Below are 17,893 nucleotides of genomic sequence, written 5' to 3' on the forward strand. Positions count from 1 at the left end.
TACGCTCCGACACGTGGTCGCCGGGACGGCGAGCCGACCATGCAGAGTACGGAAACGAGTAGTGATCGAGTGGGGTCGAGTGCGGTCGGCGCGGGGGAGCAGGAGCTTCCGATGCCGTTGACACTGGGGGAGCTGGAGTCGTATCTGGCGAAGGCGGCTGATCTGCTGCGGGGCAGCATCGATCAAGCGGACTTCAAGGCGTACATCTTCCCGCTGATGTTCTTCAAGCGGATCAGCGATGTGTACGACGAGGAGTACGCCCGAGCGCTGGACGATTCTGGCGGTGACCACACGTATGCGGCGTTCGAGGAGAACCACCGGTTCACCATCCCCGATGGCTGCCACTGGGCAGACGTACGCGAACGCACCGAGAACGTCGGTGAGGCCCTCAAGACCGCGTTCCGCGGAATCGAGCAGGCCAACCAGGGCGCGCTGTACGGCATCTTCGGCGGCGCGACCTGGACCAACAAGGACAAGCTGCCGGACAGCAAGCTGATCGACCTGATCGAACACTTCTCGATCAAGACCCTTTCGATGTCCCAGGCCGCCCCCGACGTGCTGGGGCAGGCGTACGAGTACTTGATCAAGCGGTTCGCCGACCAGTCCAACAAGAAGGCTGGCGAGTACTACACCCCGCGCGAGGTGGTCACGCTCCTGGTCAACATCCTCGACCCCCAAGAGGGCGAGACGGTCTACGACCCGGCCTGTGGAACAGGCGGCATGCTGATCGAGGTCATCCAGCACATCAAGGCCCGCGGCGGTGACCCAAAGACCGTCCTCGGAAGGCTGTACGGCCAGGAGAAGGTGCTCACCACCTCCGCGATCGCCCGGATGAACCTGCTGCTGCACGGCATGGAGGACTTCCACGTCGAGCGCGGCGACACGCTGCGCGACCCGGCCTACTTCGATCACGGCCGTTTGGCGCGGTTCGACTGCGTGATCGCTAACCCTCCGTTCTCGCTGAAGAACTGGGGTCAGGAGCAGTGGGCCTCCGATCCCTGGGGCCGCAATGCATTGGGCGGGGTGCCGCCTAAGGGGTACGCCGACTGGGCCTGGGCCCAGCACATGCTCACCTCCGCTGCACCCGCCGGAGGAAGGGTCGCGGTGGTCCTCCCGCAGGGTGCCCTGTTCCGCCAGGGCGCCGAGGGGCGCGTCCGCGAACACGTCCTCAAAGCCGGCTTCGTGGAGGCCGTCATCGGCCTGGCGCCCAACCTGTTCTACGGAACTGGCCTGGCCGCCTGCGTGCTGATCCTGCGCCGCCAGCGCCCCGCCGAGCAGCAGGACAAGGTGCTCTTCGTCAACGGAGAGATGCTCTTCAAACGTGGCCGTAACCAGAACACCCTTGAGCCTGACCACGCCGCGACCCTCCTGAAGGCGTATCAGGAGTACGTCGACCAGCCCGGCCTGGCAGCGGTGGCAACCTTGGACGACATCAAGGCCAACAGCTGGAACCTGAACATCCCGTTGTACGTCGAGCCTGCCGAGGCAGGCGAGCAGATCACCCTGGAGCAGGCCTTGGCCGACCTGGAGACCGCGCACACGAAGGCCCGCGAGACCCGGGCAGCGCTGGAGGCAGAGCTGGCGAAGTGGGGGCTGGGCGCATGACCGCAGCGAGCCCGAAGCGGATCACCCAGCGGGAACTGGAGTCCTATCTGTGGGGCGCCGCAGTCCTGCTGAGGGGGCTGATCGACGCCGGCGACTACAAGCAGTACATCTTCCCGCTCGTCTTCCTCAAGCGTCTCTCCGACGTCTACGACGAGGAGCACGCCGCAGCCCTGGAGGTGTACGGCGACGAGAAGCTAGCTGACCTCCCGGAGAACCACCGCTTCGCCATCCCCGATGGCGCCCACTGGGCCGACCTGCGTAAGGTCACCAGCAATGTCGGCACGTCGCTCAAGGCAGCCATGCGGGCCATCGAGTCCGCCAACCCCGACACCCTCCCCGGCGTCTTCGGCGACGGCGAGTGGACCAACAAGGACCTGCTCCCCGACTCGACCCTCTCGGACCTGATCGAGCACTTCTCGACCAAGACGCTGTCAGTGGCGAACCTGCCCGAGGACGAGCTCGGGCAGGGCTATGAGTACCTGATCAAAAAGTTCGCCGACGACTCCGGTCATACCGCCCAGGAGTTCTACACCAACCGCACCCTGGTGCACCTGATGACGCTCATGCTCGAACCCCGGCCCGGCGAGTCTGTCTACGACCCGACCTGCGGCACCGGCGGCATGCTCATCTCCACCGCAGCCGAGGTCAAGCGTCAAGGCAAGGAGTGGCGAAACCTGCGCCTGTATGGCCAGGAACTCAACTACGGCACGTCTGCCATCGCCCGCATGAACCTGTTCCTGCACGGTGTCACTGACAGCCGCATCGCCCATGGCGACACCCTCGGCAGGCCTGCTTTCCTCAACACCCACGGCGGTCCGCAAACCTTCGACGTCGTCCTGGCCAACCCGCCCTACTCCATCAAGGCATGGAACCGCGACGCGTTCGCCAAGGACCCCTACGGGCGCAACATGTGGGGCCTACCACCCCAGGGGCGCGCCGACTACGCCTTCTTCCAGCACATCGCCAAGAGTCTGGACCCCACCACTGGGCGTTCCGCGATTCTCTTCCCCCATGGGGTCCTGTTCCGCCGTGACGAGGCCGCCATGCGCGAGCGGCTGGTCAAGTCCGACCTGGTCGAGTGTGTGCTCGGCCTTGGCGAGGGTCTGTTCTACAACTCCCCGATGCCGGCCGTCGTCGTCATCCTGCGGACGCGTAAGCCCGCCGAACGCCAGGGCAAGGTTCTCTTCATCAACGCCCTCAACGAGGTTTCCCGCGAACAGGGGCAGGCCTTCCTGCGCGACACTCACCAGCAGAAGATTCTTAATGCTTACCGCGGCTTCGCGAACATCAAGCAGTTCGCGACGGTCGCCACGCTCGATGAGATTGCGGCCAAGGGCTTCAGCCTGGCCATCCCGACATACGTCGGAGGAGCCATGGACAGCAGCGGGGGAGAACAAATCGACCTCGCCGAGGCCCTTGTTGCCTGGCGTACGGCTGCGCAGAGCTCTGATGCGGCCGTCGTCGATGTGCTGTCCCTGCTGCGAACGGAGGCCTTGGCATGAGCCTGAACCTCGACAAGTCCGGCTGGAAGCGTGTCACCCTTAGAGATGTGGTCCGGCACGTCACCGACCGGGTCGACGCCGAGACCTCTGGCCTGGAGCGGTTCCTCGCTGGCGAGCACATTCCCAGCGGCAGTCTCTCGATCGCCGACTGGGGGGTTATCGGGCGCGACCCGATAGGGCCGATGTTCTACAAGCGGTTCAAGCCAGGCCACGTCCTCTACGTCTCCAGGCGAACGTATCTTCGCAAAGTCGCCGTCCCGGAATTCGAGGGCATCACAGGCGAGAAGACCTTCGTACTGGAGACCCTCGACAAGAACTTGCTCCTGCAGGAGTTCCTTCCGTTCGTTCTCTCGGCCGAGAGGTTCCACGCCTACGCGATCGCCCACTCACGTGGCTCGGTCAACCCTTACCTGAACTGGGGCGAGCTGGCTGCGTACGAGTTCGACCTCCCTCCCGTCGACGAACAGCAGCGCCTCGCCGATCTGCTCTGGGCGCTGGAGCGCCACAAAGCCGAATTGGGTGGCCAGGTCTCGACAATCGAGGCCGCGATGCAGCGTTTTCTCGCCGACTCGTTCCGGGTGGCCTCTGGCTCGCACAGAAAGATCATTGACCTCTGTACCGATGTCATCGGTGGGATCTGGGGCTCAGCAGAGGGCGAGGCTGAGGTCGACGTACTGGCGCTCGGGCCACGCGTGTATGCGGATGGCGCGACTCAACTGACAACTGATGGGTCGCCTGTTCGTTCCGTGAGCAGGCGGCAGGCCGAGGTGCGCCTTGTCCGCGATGGGGACATTATCCTCGAGCGCTCTGGAGGATCACCCTCGCAACCAGTCGGGCGCGTCGTTATCGCTCACGGAGACCCGGCTCCGTGTATCCCCACCGACTTTCAGCGGCTGCTTCGGCCGAACCGGGAGGTTGTGGAGCCGCGTTTCCTGTTTTGGCGTCTTCGGCATGACTGGGTGGCTGGCGTGACTCGAAATTATGCAAAGAAGACGACCAATATCACGAATCTGTCAGTCAAGGACTACATCGCGCGCAGCATCGCGGTGCCTTCCATTGCAGATCAGACCCACTTGCTCGGTCGTGTGAGCTCGTTCGAAGACACACTCACGAGTGTGGCAGGGGAACGCTCAGAAATCGACGTGCTCCGTAGAAGCCTTCACGACCAGGTCTTCGGGGGTGCCGAGTGATCTTCAATGAGGCGAACACCGTCCGCGACTTCGTCCGGGACCTCGTGGAGTCGGGGGACGTGCGGTTCGTGCCGGGGAGCGATCTGCCGCGGCGCACCGACGAGGTGTTGCTGGAGCAGCAAGTGCGGGAGGCGTTAATCTGCCTCAACCCGACCATCGAGGCGGATCCGCGTCTGGCAGATGAGGTGATCTACCGGCTGCGCGCGATCCTGATCTCCGCGCGCAACACGCCGAATCCGGTGGTGGCGAACGAGGAGTTCGCGGCATGGCTCACGGGGCAGAAGTCGATGCCGTTCGGGCCCGACGGCGAGCATGTGACCGTCAAGCTGATCGACTTCGACCACCCCGGCGAGCACAGTGCGAACAACTGGATCGTCTCCACCGAGGTGACCTACAGGGGCGGGCGACTGGAGCGGCGCTTCGACCTGGTGATCTGGTGCAACGGGTTCCCGCTCGTCGTTGGGGAGGCGAAGTCGCCGGTGCGGCCGGCGTACTCCTGGATCGACGCTGCCGCGCAGGTCAAGGAGGACTATGAGGTCAACGTGCCGGCGTTCTTCGTGCCGAACGTGCTCAACTTCGCGACCGAGGGCAAGGACTTCCGCTACGGCTCGGTCGGGATGCCGGTGGAGCTGTGGGGGCCATGGCGCGCGGATGAGTCCGGTGACGACCATACGCCGGTGAAAGTAGGCCTCTCGGCGGTCAAGGAGGCGGTCGAGGGCGTTCTGGATCCGGACGCGATCTTGGACTTCCTGCGGTTCTTCACACTGTTCGCGACCGACAAGAAGCACCGCAAGATCAAGGTGATCGCGAGGTACCAGCAGCTCCAGGCGACCAACCTGATCGTGGAGCGGGTGCTGCACGGGCAGATCAAGCAAGGGCTGATCTGGCACTTCCAGGGGTCGGGGAAGTCGCTGCTGATGGTGTTCACTGCACAGAAGTTGCGCGCAACGGCGGGGCTGACCTCGCCGACGGTGATCATCGTGGTCGACCGGATCGACCTGGACACCCAGATCACCGCGACATTCAACGCCTCGGACGTACCGAACCTCGTCTCAACGGAGTCCCGCAAGGAGCTGCAGGAGCTCCTGGCTGCGGGCGCGCGGAAGATCATCATCACCACGATCCACAAGTTCGGCGAAGCCCCGGGTGTGTTGGACGTGCGCGACAACATCATCGTGATGGTCGACGAGGCCCACCGCTCCCAGGAGGGCGACTACGGCCGCAAGATGCGCGAGGCGCTGCCCAACGCGTTCCTGTTCGGGCTGACTGGGACGCCGATCAACAAGCGTGACCGCAACACGTTCATGTGGTTCGGAGACGAGGCCGACGAGCACGGGTATCTCTCGCGTTACTCCTTCTCCGACTCCATCCGCGACGGCGCCACCCTGCCGCTGCACTTCGAGCCGCGCCTCTCGGAGATCCACCTGGATGAGGAGTCGATCGACGCGGCCTTCGCCGAGCTCGCCGATCGCTACGGGCTCACTGAGGAAGACCGCACCACCTTGTCGAAGAAGGCCGCCTCCCTGGAGGTGCTGATCAAGGCCCCCGACCGGGTCCGCAAGATCGCCGCCGACATCGCCGGGCACTTCACCACGAAGGTCGAGCCGCAGGGCTTCAAGGCGCAGGTCGTGGTCTACGACAAGGCCACCTGCGTGGCGTACAAGCAAGAGCTTGACCGCCTGATCGGCCCGGACGTGTCCACGATCGTGATGTCCACCAGCCGCGGTGACAAGCCGACGTGGAAGCAGTGGACCCCTGGTCGGGAGGAGCTGGAGCGAATCACCGCCCGCTTCAACGACCCGGCGGACCCATTGAAGATCATCATCGTGACCGCGAAGCTGCTCACCGGCTTCGACGCCCCGATCCTCTATGCCCAGTACATTGACAAGCCCCTGTACGAGCACACCCTGCTCCAAGCAATCTGCCGCACGAATCGGGTCTATCCGCCCGCGAAGACCCACGGCCTGATAGTGGACTACCTCGGCATCTTCGACGACGTCGCCAAGGCCTTCGAGTTCGACGACAAGTCTGTCCAGCAGGTCATCTCCAACATCGCTGTACTCCGCGAGCAACTCGGCCCCGCGATCGAGGCTGCTCTGGCGTTCTTCCCGGGCGTCGACCGCACCGTCGGCGGCTATGAGGGCTTGATCCAGGCACAGACCGCGATCGACTCTGACGAGTCCCGTGACGCCTTCGGAGCTGCGTACAGCGTCGTTGCCCAGCTGTGGGAGACCCTGTCCCCGGACCCGATCCTGTCCGAGCACGAGTCGGATTACCGGTGGCTGACCGACGTATACCAGTCCGTGCAGCCCACCGACGTCACCGGCCGGCTGGTCTGGCACACGCTGGGTGCCAAGACCCTTGAGCTCATAAACGAGCACGTCACCGTCGAGGTCCCGCGCACCGACCTGGAGACCATCGTCCTCGATGCGCAGGTCATCGAGGACCTGATGAACGGTAACCGCAAGGACATCGACCCCGTCGAGGTCGAGAAGTGGATCACCGCCCGCATTGCCAAGCATGTCGGCAACCCGTCCTTCATCGAGCTTGGCCAGCGGTTGAATGCTCTGCGGGAGAAGTACGCCCACTCTCAGCAGGCCTCGCTGGAGTTTCTCAAGGAGCTCTTCGCACTCGCGCGAGACACGGTCGCAGCGGAGAAGGCTGCCGCTGAGGTGCCCCGCGAGGAGCACGGAAAGGCTGCCTTGACAGAGCTCTTCGAGTCACTCAAGGGCGAGGGGACCCCGATCATCGCCGAGAAGGTCGTCGACGAGGTCGACTCCGTCGTCCGTACCGTCCGCTTTGACGGCTGGCAGGGCACCAACGAAGGCGATCGCCTTGTCCAGCAGGCACTTCGCAAGGCGCTCTACATCAAGTTCAAGATCCGCGACCAGGATGTCTTTGGGAGGGCGCTGGGATACATTCGGGAGTACTACTAGAGTCGCCGAAGTCCTGGGAGCCTCAGGCTCCACTGAGGGGAATCTGCAGTGGAGCAGGTCGGGCGGCCTTCACGGTCCGCACCGAGTCGGCAGCGTGCTGACTTTGGTCAGCCGGCGGTAGACGCTATGCCGCTTCAGTGGCAAGCGTCTCGTCGTCCGCGTACGCCTTGTCGACGGCGGCCCGGGTCCGCTCCTCGGAGTCGGGCCACAGGTGGGTGTAGATGTTCAGCGTCATGGCCGCGTTCGTGTGGCCGAGACGCTCGGAGACCGTCTTCACGGACTCGCCGTGCTTGATCAGCAGGCTGGCGTAGTGGTGCCGGAGGGCGTGGGGTCCAGTGCCCTTCGGTATGCCGGCCTTCGCGCAGGCGGGCCGCCAGGACCCGTCCATGAAGTGCGTGTAGACCACGGGTCCGCCTTGCGGCGCCGTGAAGATCCAAGCCTCGGGCCCCTCGGTGGGGAAGTCCCGCAGGTGGGCCTTCATCGCATCCACCGCCATGCGGGGGAGCGGGACCGTGCGGTGCGAGCGATCGGTCTTGGGCGGGCATACGTACACGCCGTGCTTGGCGGTTTGCTGAATCTGCTGCTCGACCGAGACGGTCGCGTGCAGCAGGTCCACGTGCCGGAGCTGGAGGCCGAAGAGTTCGCCGGGGCGGAGCCCGGTGGCCGCGCCGAGCAGCACGAGGCCCTTGTAGCGGGCGGGAATCTCCTCGGACAGCGTCCGTACCTGCTCGACGGCCAGCGGCACGACCTTCTTCCGGGGCACTGAGGGCAGCTTCGCCTCGGCACACGGGTTGTGAGGGATCATCCGGTCACGGACGGCCGCCCGGAAGACGGCGTTGACCGTGTTGAAGACCGTCCGTGAGGTGCTGGCGGCCAGCCCGTGCGTGGTGGTCAGGCTGGTGATCCAGCTCTGTACATCGCCGGGCTTGATTGCGCCGAGCGCCCGCTTCTCCCAGGCCGGGTAGACGTAGCAGCGCAGGTGCTGTGCCACCGCCTTGGCCGTGGAAGGCCGGTGCGGCTGGATGGCCCGCCATTCCTCCGCGTACTCCTTGAAGGGCTTCTTCGCTGATCGCGGGTCGACATACTGACCGGTGACCAGGCTGGCCGTGACCTCGTCGATCCATCGCTGGGCGTCGACCTTGCGCTCGAAGTGGCGGGCGTGCTCCTTGCCGTCGAGGTCGCGGTAGCGGGCCCGCCATTTGCCGTTGGGGCGCTTCTGGATGTTGGCCAAGCGGCTTCTCCTTCGTGTCGGTTGTCAGTAGTGGCCGCCGTCCTCGATGTCGCTGCTGAGCGTGCGAGCGTCCCGCTCGTCGCCCATGAGGCGGAGGCACTGCTCGTGGATGGCCCGCGAGCTGTCGGGATGGGCCTCGATGTGGTCGGCGATGGCGACCACGGCGTGGTGTAGGCGGTCACGTGCGTCTCGGGCCTCGTAGAACGCTTCGACGGCCTCTTGGACGAGTCGCCGACTGTCGATGTCGAGCCCCTCCAGCGGCGGTGACATCAGCTCTTCGAGGGGGAGCTCGAAGACGCGGGAGAAGGCGAGGGCCTCGTCGAGGTTGATACGTCGGCGCGGGGTGCCGTTCTCAATGCGCCAGACAGCCGTCTGGTTCATCTTCACCCCGGCCCGCGTGACCCGTTCCGCCAGTTCCGTCGTGCTCCATCCCCTGACCTCGCGCTCCAGGGCGACGCGTGCGGCCACGTTCCCCTCGCTGTAGAGCAGCGGCACCTCGCCGGACTCGGGCCTGTCGCCTGCCATCGCACCTCCATCGCAACCATCCTCGCTATGCAGATTGAAACATGGACTTCCCGATTTGGGTAACCGGGGATCGTCGGGTACAACATTATTCAGATCCGAAACATTGCCTAGTCGAATGGGAATACATGCGATACCTGACCACCGCCGAGGTCGCCGAGCGCTACCGCACGGCCGAGAGCACCGTCCGCTACTGGCGCCACATCAGGAAGGGGCCGCGCGGCATCAAGGTCGGGAAGCGAGTGCTGTACCCCGAGGCCGAGCTGCTGCGGTACGAGCGAGCGCTGATCGATGGCCAGGACGAGTGGGGTCTGGCTGCGTAGCCACAGACCCGAAGCTGCCGGGGCCCTCCACCCACCTCTGAACGACCAACCGACGAGAAGGCGGACCAGGTCCCGCTCCGCCCCTCGCCAGAAAGGAACGCCTATGGAGGACACCTCCTCCCCCATCCTGTCGACCGCTTCCGCTGCAGGCGGTTGGCCGCCGGTCGCGGTCCCCGGCCAGGGCATCCCGTGGCGCGGTCCGGACCGAGCAAACGTCCGGTCCACCTCTTCGGGGACCGGCGATCGACCGGACCGTGCCGCTGGTCCGGTCGGTCCGGAACCGGACCGACCCGCGACCGAAACCCGGACCGGAGCTCCGGACAACCCGGACCAGGGACCCGGACCGGCGGAGAACGCACAGCTCAGCGGCCTACCGGACCGGACCAACAACCCGGACCACCCGTCCGGTCCGGATGGGGCCGGACCAGATGCGGGGGACCGGGCGGAGAGTTCCGGTCAGTCGCTTGTCGAACCCGGACCATCAGTCGGGGTTGACCACGGTGCTGCTGGGATGGTCCCGGAACCCGGACCGGGGACTGGGGACCGGGAGCGCGCTGGCCTCAAGGCGGACCGGGACCAGGACGGGACCGTCGTACTGGACGAGCTGCGCGCCGCGATCGGCCGGTACGTCGTACTGCCGAGCGAGGAGGCACTGACTGCGGTCACCCTGTGGGTGGCGGCCTCCCACATTCAGCCCGCCCTCCAGCACGCTCCGCGCCTGGCGGTGGTGGGGCCGACCAAGGGCTGCGGCAAGTCGCGTGTCCTGGACGTGCTCCACGAGACCGTGTCCCGACCGATGATGACGGTGAACACCTCGCCGGCGGTGATCTTCCGGATCATTGGCGAGGACCCGCCGACGCTACTGGTGGACGAGGCCGACACCATCTTCGGCCCCAAGGCCGGGGACAAGGAGGACCTCCGTGGCCTGCTGAACGCCGGACACCAGCGCAACCGCCCCGCGTGGCGGATCTCCGGCCCGGAGCACAAGCCGACCGCGTTCCCGACTTTCGCCATGGCTGCGCTGGCAGGCATCGGCGACCTTCCGGACACGATCATGGACCGCGCCGTCGTGCTCCGCATGCAGAAACGCAAGCCCGGCGAGAAGGTCGCTCCCTTCCGCTCCCGGCACTCCGTCCCGGAACTGAACGCCCTGCGCGACCGGCTGGCCGCGTGGCTGACCCCACTGCGCGGGGCAGCGCACCGGCTGGTGCCACCTATGCCGGTCGAAGACCGGGCCGCAGACACCTGGGAGCCCTTGGTCATCGTCGCCGATCTGGCCGGCGGCCACTGGCCCGCCCATGCCCGTGCCGCCTGCCTGGCGATGACCCGGAACGAGGTGGTCCAGGACGAGCAGACGACACTGAAGACCCGGCTGCTCCGGGACATCCGCCGCGTCTTCGAGCAACAGGGCGACAAGGAGGCGCTGCGCAGCCACGACCTGCTCGCCGCCCTCGTCCAGGACGCGGAGGCGCCCTGGGCCGAGTACGGGACGAAGGGCCTGAACGCCTACCACCTGGCCAACCTGCTCCGCGACTTCGGCATCAGTCCGGCCAACCACCGTTTCGAGAACGGCAGGCAGGCGAAGGCGTACGCCCGTAATCAGTTCCCCGACGCCTGGGCCCGGTACTGCCCCGACCCCGCCCCACCTGTGCCCACAGCCGAGGAGGCCGTGCCCGCACGTCGAGCCTCGGGCAAGCCACCGGCCCCTCCATCCGGAACGCTGCCCATCGGTCCGCCTGGCGGGCCTGCCGGCCCCAGGCTCACTCGCTGACACCAGCTCCGTATCAATCCGTCGCATCCGTCCCCGCGCAGGTCAGCACGGGGACGGAGTTCCTTGCCGATACGGATTAGTCCGTACCTGCGACCGTCTCCGTACCTGTCCTGACCAGCTACGGGACGGATGCAACGGACGTGACGAAGCCCCACCCCACACGACTACCGGAGCATCACCATGCCCGAATCGACCACCGACAACGCCCCCACCCGCCGCCGTAAGGCGTTCTTCGGCCTGACCCGCCGATCAGCAGCAAGCTGGAGCGAACGAGCCTCTAACGAGGCTTCGTCCGCGCTTGCCCCCGCCCCAGGGGTGGCGGAGGAGAAGGCCGAGCGCCAAGGGGCGCCCGAGCCGGAGGAAGGCATAGGCGAGACCAACTGTCCGCCCGCACCCGACTCCGTCGACCCGAGCACTCAGCTGCCGACCGATGTCCAACCGCCTGTCGAGCAGCCGTCCTGGCGGGACCTCGATGCCCCCGTCCTGCCCGCGTTGATGAACCGCAAGCGCACGGTGGAGAAGCGCGACCAGGAGAAGACCATCCGCTTCACGCGGACTGCGGTCCGCGTGATCAGCGCCGCCGCCCACCAGCGCGGTCAGAAGTTCGCCGGATTCGTCGGGGACGCCGCCCTGGCCGTCGCCCTGGGCAAGGCAGGACTGGTCGGCAGCCCGGAGGACGATCCTCTCCGCCCGCTGATCGAGGCCGTCGAGGCACACACGGTCGCGCTGAACCGCATCGGAGGCAACCTCAACCAGATCACCGCAGCCATCCACCGAGGAACAGTGCCCGAGCGTGCCGAGGCGGTGCTGGACCGCGTCGAGCAAGCGGCCGAGAGCAGCTACCGACTGATCGACCAGCTCCTGGCGGCAGGCACTGCGCATGGTTCCTGACGTCTCTACCGGCTCCAACACCCGCGGACTGATCGTCTACCTCTTCGGCGCCGGCCGCCGCGACGAACACACCGACCCGCACATCGTCGCCGCCTGGGACGTGGTCGGCGCCCCCGACCCTGGCCGCGACCCCGAGGCCAGCTACACCCTCCTCGCCAAGCGCCTCGACCACCACGTCGACCTGCGCACCCGCGAGCTGGGCGGTAAGAAGCCGCCTCGGCACGTCTGGCACTGTCCGGTCCGTACCGCGCCCGGCGACCGCTACCTCACCGACGCCGAGTGGGCCGAGGTCGCCCGCCGCATCGTTCACGCTGCCGGCATCGCCCCCGAAGGTGACGAGAAGGCATGCCGGTGGATCGCGGTACGCCACGCTGACGACCACATCCACATCATGGCCACCACCGTCCGCGCCGACGGACGCCGCCCGCGCACCCACCACGACGGACAGCGGGCCCAAGCCGAGTGCCGCAAGATCGAAGCCGAGTTCGGTCTGCGCCGCCTGAAGTCCGGCGACCTCACCGCGCCCCGCACTCCCACCGGCGCCGAACGTGCCAAGGCCGAGCGCCAGGGCCAGACGGCCACGGCACGGCAGTGGCTGCGCGAGCAGGCGTACGCGGTCGCCGCCGCCGTACGCAATGAAGCCGACTACTTCACCGTGCTGCAGTCCCTCGGCATCAAGGTCAAAACACGCCTCGGCCCCGAGACCGGCGACGTGATCGGCTACAGCCTCGCCGCACCTGGCGACACCAACGCGGCCGACGAGCCCGTCTGGTACGGCGGCTCGAAACTCGCCCCCGACCTCTCCATCAACCGCCTACGCGAACGCCTCCTTGACCAGGAGGTAGCCGACCGCCCGCGGTATGCGGCGGACCCCGCCGACCCATGGCGTCACACCACCACCGCCATACAGGTGGCACGCACCGTCCTCGACTCCGGCGACGATGCCGCCGCCCAGGGCCACCTGGCCGCCTTCGGCGACGCCCTGTACAACATCGCAAGCGCCACGACCGGCCCACACCGGGCGGAACTACGGGCGGCGGCGACGGCGTTCAACCGTGCCCGCCGCTCCGCCACCCGCGCCGACCACCAGGCCGCCACCGCCCTGCGCAAGGCCGCCAAGGAACTCGCCTACGCCTCCAGCGAGCCGGGCGGACTCGCCATCGCCCTGCTCTTCGCCACCGTGCACCTGGCCCGCGCCGCCGCCAAGTGGCACGAGCAGCGCGGCCACGAACAACAGGCCGCTGCGGCCGAAGAAGCCCTCCGCCACCTCCAGGCGGGCTACCAGCAGGCCGCCACACCCGTCTTGGCTGACCTGACCCGCCGCGCACCACGAGCCGCAACTGTCCGTCGCTTCGAGCAGGACGTTCGCGCGACCCTCCCCGACCACGCTGACCGGATCCTCGCCGACCCCGCTTGGACCGCCCTGACCACAACCCTCGCCCACGCCGAGACCGCCGGCCACAGCTCCCGTCGTCTCCTGACCGAGGTGGGCACCCAACGAGAGCTCGACAGCGTCGAGCACCCCGCCGAGGTCCTCAACTGGCGCATCACCGCTCAACCGAACCGGCGGGCGCAAGCCGCTCGCAGGCAAAGCACCACCAGCGGCACCTCGGCCAGGTCTGCCAGGCCGCATTCTCCGGTCACACCAGTGGCCACGAGGACCGAAGAGCGCAGTCGACACCGCTGACCCCGGCTCGATGCCCCGCCACGCGGCGTGGTGGGGCATGGGGTTCAACGCTAGAGCTTCATGTCGTGATCTCCACTGCTCGGGCCTACGCGAGAGCTCATCCAGGTGGCGGACCTTCTGGCAGTCCTTGGCGTCGGGGAATCCCGGGCTTTGCTAGGTCGAGGCCGAGAAGGGGTCAGGGTTGTCAGACCGATCACCTACTGTCAGACCCTGATCGTCTATCAACTGACCTCTTGGGCACGCGACTTGTTTGAGGAGCGCGACATGAATGTTCCGTACGAGGCACGACTGCGTGACATGCTGGCCAATCGCCTTCCTCTCATCGAGCCGAGTCTTCGGTTGATTGGCACGGAGTACCCGCTTCCCAATGCTCATGGAACGCGCGGGCGTATAGACATCCTCGCCCGAGACGGCCACGGGTCGTGGGTGGTGATTGAATTGAAGCGATCGGACTCGACTTCGGCTCGAGCCCTTCATGAGGTCACGAAGTACGCCGAGCTGTTGCAGCAGGAGATGGGGCTCCGTAAGGACCGCATCCGCGCGATGATCGTCTCCACCACTTGGCGCGAACTGCGCGTCCCGGTGAGCAACATGGCGCGAGACTGGTCCCACGATCTCCGCGGGTACCAGCTGACATTGGACGACAATGGCGTTCCTGTGCGTGCGGACCGGGTGGAATTTCTCGAAGCGGCGGTACCGCCGCAGGTGACCCCGCACCATTTCATCTACTTTTACAACTCTCCGGAGGGGCGAACGCAAGGCTGGCATGAAATTCTGGGCAGAGCCGCCGAGGCCGGAGCGCATGATCTCCTCGCAGCGGACTTCCGTCGCATCTCGCAGAGAGACCTTGTGGTAGCACCGTACGGTCTCTATTTCGCAATCGGGCGTCTGGACCCAGAAGAGGCGCCGGCATGGCTTGATGGCAGTGGGGTGGATTCGTATGAGGAAACCGGGGGGTACCCCTTGGAGTACTCGGCCCTCTGCCACATCACCAGGCATGTCTTCGCGGCTGGCTATGATTCGGCCCGCCCTGGCGTGCTCCGGCATCTGGCGGAGAACCCACAATGGGAAATTGAGGGCTATCGGGCGGCTGGTAAATTCGCGAAGCGCACTTCGCTGGACGAGCGGGATCTCCTCCGCGAGTTGAACGGTGACGAAGAGGGGATCGGTGAAGTCCTCTATACAGGCTCAGCGCGTACCACGGATCGTGGAAGATGGCCGGCTTTCCGGGAGGAGAGCAGGATGTGCTTTGCGGGAAACCCCGATTGGGAGAGGCTCGTGGCGCGGTGGCTGGACGACGTCTCGGCTGATGGCGTGGAGCGCGACGTCATGCTCCACGTGTATAACCCCTGCGACTTGATCCGATCTCTGGTGCACGGGTGGCCTGACAAGCTCTCAAACCTTGTTCCTATGACCTTTGGAACGGCACTTACCCAGGACGGCGTCGATCGCACGATCCATGGCTCGCTCTACTGGGACGGCATTCCTCACACGGATGTGGCTGGCCGGGCGAGGTTGGTGTATCGCGACGCGATGCACTGGCAGACTCATCGCCTCATGGATGCGGCCTGGGTCACCGATCTTGATCTTCTTGGCCTGCTCGGGCTTCGTTACGTACTCATCGAGCAGATCGGAGGAAATCCATTGAGTCTCTCCGAGGCGCACGAACTCCGACTTCATTTTGTACAAGGCGCGGACCTCTGCACATTACCGATCCCCTGCGATGGGTCGCAGTTGCGCGACGCTGGCTGGAATGGGGTCTACTCGCTCGATACATTCCTGGAGCGGCATGAAGATCAGATCGACGCAATGATTTCTGCATATCGGTCTGGATTTCATTTCGGGCCCTGATGTTCCTCGGTGATCAGTTAGCGGAGCATCTCACGTGATCGCCGGAATCTGCAGGTATTGGGTCAAGTCCCCTGGATGGTTGATAGATGCCAGCCAACGGCTATCCCGTTCAGAAACTGAACTGCGCCCAGGTACAGGCAGGGACTACATCGCACCCTGATGCCCTCGCTGCCTGTGGCAGCGAGGGCATCAGTTGTCACGCGACCCGGGCTCTGGCCAGCTGCGAGACCCACGTTATGACCTCGGTTAGGTGCTCGGGCTGCAGTCCGAGGTGCGGGTCGGGCTGAACGAGGAGAGTCGGCGTGCCCTTGGCGGTCCGCTCCGCCGCCCAGGCGTGGTCGAGGTTGGTGAAGTCGTCGTCGACCCAGGCGACCGCCGACCCGCCGAGCCACGGTTCGACGTGGTCGCGCTTCCAGAGGTAGCCGTTGGGGTGGCTGGTGGTGATCTCGGGGCGGGGGAGATCGAGGTACGGGAACTCCGGCAGCCCGAGGAGCGGCCCGACGATGGTGGTGGCGTCCTTGCGCCAGCTCGTGCACCACACGGGGGCGACGAGGCCGCTGATCAGGAAGCCGGCGAGCAACGGGCCGTGGGCGGGGTTGAGCCAGATCGGTACCGGGTTGTCGGGGTCGCGGCCTGCGGGCAGGACGGTGTGGCGGACGTGGGTGGGTGGGGTGCTGCCGTCGGACGCCGGGAACGGGATGAGGACGCCGTCGATGTCCAAGAGCAGGTAGGGCAGGGTCATCGGTGCCTCCGGGGTCAGCGTTTGCGGGCGGTGATCAGGAGGGTGGTCGGCCACGGGTCGCGGCGAGGGTGACGCAGCTCCAGCGCCGAGGTGATGCGCAGGCCGGTACGCGCGAGGTGTGCGCCCCAGCGGCGGGGATCGAACTCCCATCGGGCGATGGGTAGCCGGGTGTGGTCGGGCATGGTGACGTAGTCCTCGCGCGGACGGTCGTCCGTGGATGGATGTCTTCCGGCCCGTGCCGGGTGCGGGACGGAGAAAGCCAGGACTCCAGCCGGCTTGAGGCGGCGGGAGATCGCAGCGAGCAGGAGGTCGGGGGCGACGAGGCCGACAGCGCCGAAGACGGAATAGACGGCGTCGAAGGTCTGGCCGGTGGCCTGCAGGTGGTGCAGTGCGTGGCCTGCGGCGAAGGCCGCGCCGTCGATGTGTCCGTAGTGAGAGCGGGCGCGGCGTATCTGGAGGCCGACCAGGTCGACACCGGTGACGCGGGCCTGGTGGTGCTTGGCGAGGTGGGCCACGTTGTGGCCGGGGCCGCAGCCCAGCTCCAGGAGGTGCTTGCCGCGCAGGTCCCGTCCCAGAATCTCAGCTCCGGGACCGAGGCCCGCGTGGGTGCTCCACTCCATCCGGGCCGGTGCGGTGAGCGCATGGGCGGAGGAAGCGGCTATGCGCTGGGCTGCGTGGGCGTACCAGGGGGAGACCTGGGCGAGCACCTAGACCTCCAGGAGTTGGACCACATCGTTCAGGTGGCGGCGCACGACGGGGATGTATGCGGGGTCCTTGACCGGGTCGTTGATCCATCGGATGGCCTGCTCCATGAACCACTCCACCGCCCACATGCGGTGCCAGCCCAGGGCCCACGCCTCGGCGGCCAGGCCGCCCCGGGCGGCGAGGGCGTCCTCGTGGCCGCCTGCAGTGACGTACTGCTCCAGGAACACCCGCAGCCGGACGGGGCTGGGCGTCTCGGTGGTGCCGTGGTAGGAGGCGAGGTCGATCAGGCCGGGGCCGGTGAAGGCGCGGGCGAAGTCGAGGAGGTGCCAGCCCTCCTCCCCGATGTGGACGCTCGTGGGGTGGAACTCGGAGTGCACCCAGCCGAAGGGGTCGAGCGTCGCCCCCTGGGTGCGGGCCTCGGATGCTGCGGAGACCTTCCCCAGCGTGGTCTCGATGTCGTCGCAGTCCGTCCACCGGCCGGCCTTCCGAAGCCGCTGGAGGTGGTCGAGGGCCCGGCCGGGCAGGGCCGCGAGGCCCGCGCCGTCGAGCAGGGGCAGGCCGCCCGCCGGGCGGGCGGCGTGGAGCATCGCGGCGGCGGCGACGCCATCGAGGTCGTCGGCATCCCGCACGGGGGTGCCGAGGTCGTCCATGAGCATCCCGAGCCACTTGTCCTGCATGGCGGTGGCGTGGAGCTCGGGGACCGGCAGCCCGCGCTGGTGGGCCACCCGCAGGGCCTGGGCCTCGCGGTCGAAGGGCTCCTTGGCGTACTTGAAGGCGGCCGTGGTGCCGTCGGGGAAGGTGACGCGTTCGACGCCGGACATGCCCCAGACGCGGATCTCGGCACGTTCGGGGAGGGGCTTGCCGACGAGAGTGCACAGGTCGTCCAGCAGGGCGGCGGTCAGGCTCTGGTCCATGGGGGTGACTCCAGGGGGCTGGT

14 protein-coding genes are annotated in these 17,893 nt (G+C 66.7%); 9 read left to right on the top strand and 5 right to left on the bottom strand.

Translation table 11 applies throughout. The annotated features are described in order from the left end of the window. The first annotated feature begins 111 nt into the window (after window positions 1-111). Genes D1J60_RS22750 through D1J60_RS22765 form a run of 4 tightly spaced genes read left to right on the top strand, consistent with a single transcriptional unit; the run spans window position 112 to window position 7,233 of the window. Entirely contained in the window at window positions 112-1,605 is a 1,494-nt protein-coding gene (locus tag D1J60_RS22750) for a class I SAM-dependent DNA methyltransferase (RefSeq protein WP_125822344.1), read from the top strand. Then, complete coding sequence (locus D1J60_RS22755) at window positions 1,602-3,107, top strand: class I SAM-dependent DNA methyltransferase (protein WP_125822345.1); 1,506 nt, start codon at window positions 1,602-1,604, stop codon at window positions 3,105-3,107. The genes D1J60_RS22750 and D1J60_RS22755 overlap by 4 nt, the downstream gene beginning before the upstream one ends. Then, a complete protein-coding gene (locus D1J60_RS22760) occupies window positions 3,104-4,297 on the top strand; it encodes a restriction endonuclease subunit S (protein ID WP_125822346.1) in 1,194 nt (397 codons plus the stop codon). Before D1J60_RS22755 ends, D1J60_RS22760 begins: the two co-directional genes overlap by 4 nt. After that, a complete protein-coding gene (locus D1J60_RS22765; protein WP_241253370.1) occupies window positions 4,294-7,233 on the top strand; it encodes a type I restriction endonuclease subunit R in 2,940 nt (979 codons plus the stop codon). Before D1J60_RS22760 ends, D1J60_RS22765 begins: the two co-directional genes overlap by 4 nt. Before the next feature lie 124 nt (window positions 7,234-7,357). On the opposite strand, the gene D1J60_RS22770 is transcribed toward D1J60_RS22765, so the two are convergent. Both D1J60_RS22770 and D1J60_RS22775 read right to left on the bottom strand, forming a co-directional pair. Continuing rightward, on the bottom strand, window positions 7,358-8,464 hold the full coding sequence (locus D1J60_RS22770) for a site-specific integrase (RefSeq protein WP_125822347.1): 1,107 nt from the start codon (window positions 8,462-8,464) through the stop codon (window positions 7,358-7,360). Window positions 8,465-8,488: 24 nt separating this feature from the next. Further along, window positions 8,489-8,989 (bottom strand): helix-turn-helix transcriptional regulator, encoded by a 501-nt coding sequence (locus D1J60_RS22775; RefSeq protein ID WP_125822348.1) that lies wholly within the window; start codon window positions 8,987-8,989, stop codon window positions 8,489-8,491. A 125-nt stretch (window positions 8,990-9,114) separates the two neighbouring features. On the opposite strand from D1J60_RS22775, the gene D1J60_RS22780 reads away from it, so the two are divergent. From D1J60_RS22780 to D1J60_RS22800, 5 genes are all read left to right on the top strand, one after another. After that, entirely contained in the window at window positions 9,115-9,309 is a 195-nt protein-coding gene (locus tag D1J60_RS22780; RefSeq protein WP_125822349.1) for a helix-turn-helix domain-containing protein, read from the top strand. Between the two features lie 511 nt (window positions 9,310-9,820). Then, window positions 9,821-11,080 carry a DUF3631 domain-containing protein gene (locus tag D1J60_RS22785; protein ID WP_125822350.1) on the top strand — a complete coding sequence of 420 codons (1,260 nt, stop codon included), beginning with the start codon at window positions 9,821-9,823 and terminating at the stop codon, window positions 11,078-11,080. 315 nt (window positions 11,081-11,395) lie between these two features. Continuing rightward, window positions 11,396-11,971, top strand: coding sequence for a hypothetical protein (locus D1J60_RS22790; RefSeq protein WP_125824147.1), 576 nt, complete (start codon window positions 11,396-11,398; stop codon window positions 11,969-11,971). Next, on the top strand, window positions 11,961-13,658 hold the full coding sequence (locus D1J60_RS22795) for a mobilization protein (protein ID WP_125822351.1): 1,698 nt from the start codon (window positions 11,961-11,963) through the stop codon (window positions 13,656-13,658). The genes D1J60_RS22790 and D1J60_RS22795 overlap by 11 nt, the downstream gene beginning before the upstream one ends. A gap of 264 nt (window positions 13,659-13,922) precedes the next feature. Beyond that, window positions 13,923-15,509 carry an endonuclease NucS domain-containing protein gene (locus D1J60_RS22800; RefSeq protein WP_125822352.1) on the top strand — a complete coding sequence of 529 codons (1,587 nt, stop codon included), beginning with the start codon at window positions 13,923-13,925 and terminating at the stop codon, window positions 15,507-15,509. 196 nt (window positions 15,510-15,705) lie between these two features. Here the strand turns inward: D1J60_RS22800 and D1J60_RS22805 are convergent, their stop codons facing one another. The 3 genes from D1J60_RS22805 to D1J60_RS22815 are packed head-to-tail and all read right to left on the bottom strand — an operon-like array spanning window position 15,706 to window position 17,870. After that, the gene (locus D1J60_RS22805) at window positions 15,706-16,251 is read right to left on the bottom strand and encodes an HAD domain-containing protein (RefSeq protein ID WP_125822353.1); all 546 of its coding nucleotides are present in this window, start codon (window positions 16,249-16,251) and stop codon (window positions 15,706-15,708) included. Window positions 16,252-16,265: 14 nt separating this feature from the next. Next, window positions 16,266-16,958 carry a class I SAM-dependent methyltransferase gene (locus tag D1J60_RS22810; RefSeq protein WP_125822354.1) on the bottom strand — a complete coding sequence of 231 codons (693 nt, stop codon included), beginning with the start codon at window positions 16,956-16,958 and terminating at the stop codon, window positions 16,266-16,268. Further along, entirely contained in the window at window positions 16,959-17,870 is a 912-nt protein-coding gene (locus D1J60_RS22815; RefSeq protein WP_125822355.1) for a phosphotransferase, read from the bottom strand. It abuts the gene before it with no gap. Between the last annotated feature and the right edge of the window lie 23 nt (window positions 17,871-17,893).

The sequence above is a fragment of the Streptomyces sp. W1SF4 genome (assembly GCF_003950035.1).
GTDB classification, from domain to species: domain Bacteria; phylum Actinomycetota; class Actinomycetes; order Streptomycetales; family Streptomycetaceae; genus Streptomyces; species Streptomyces racemochromogenes.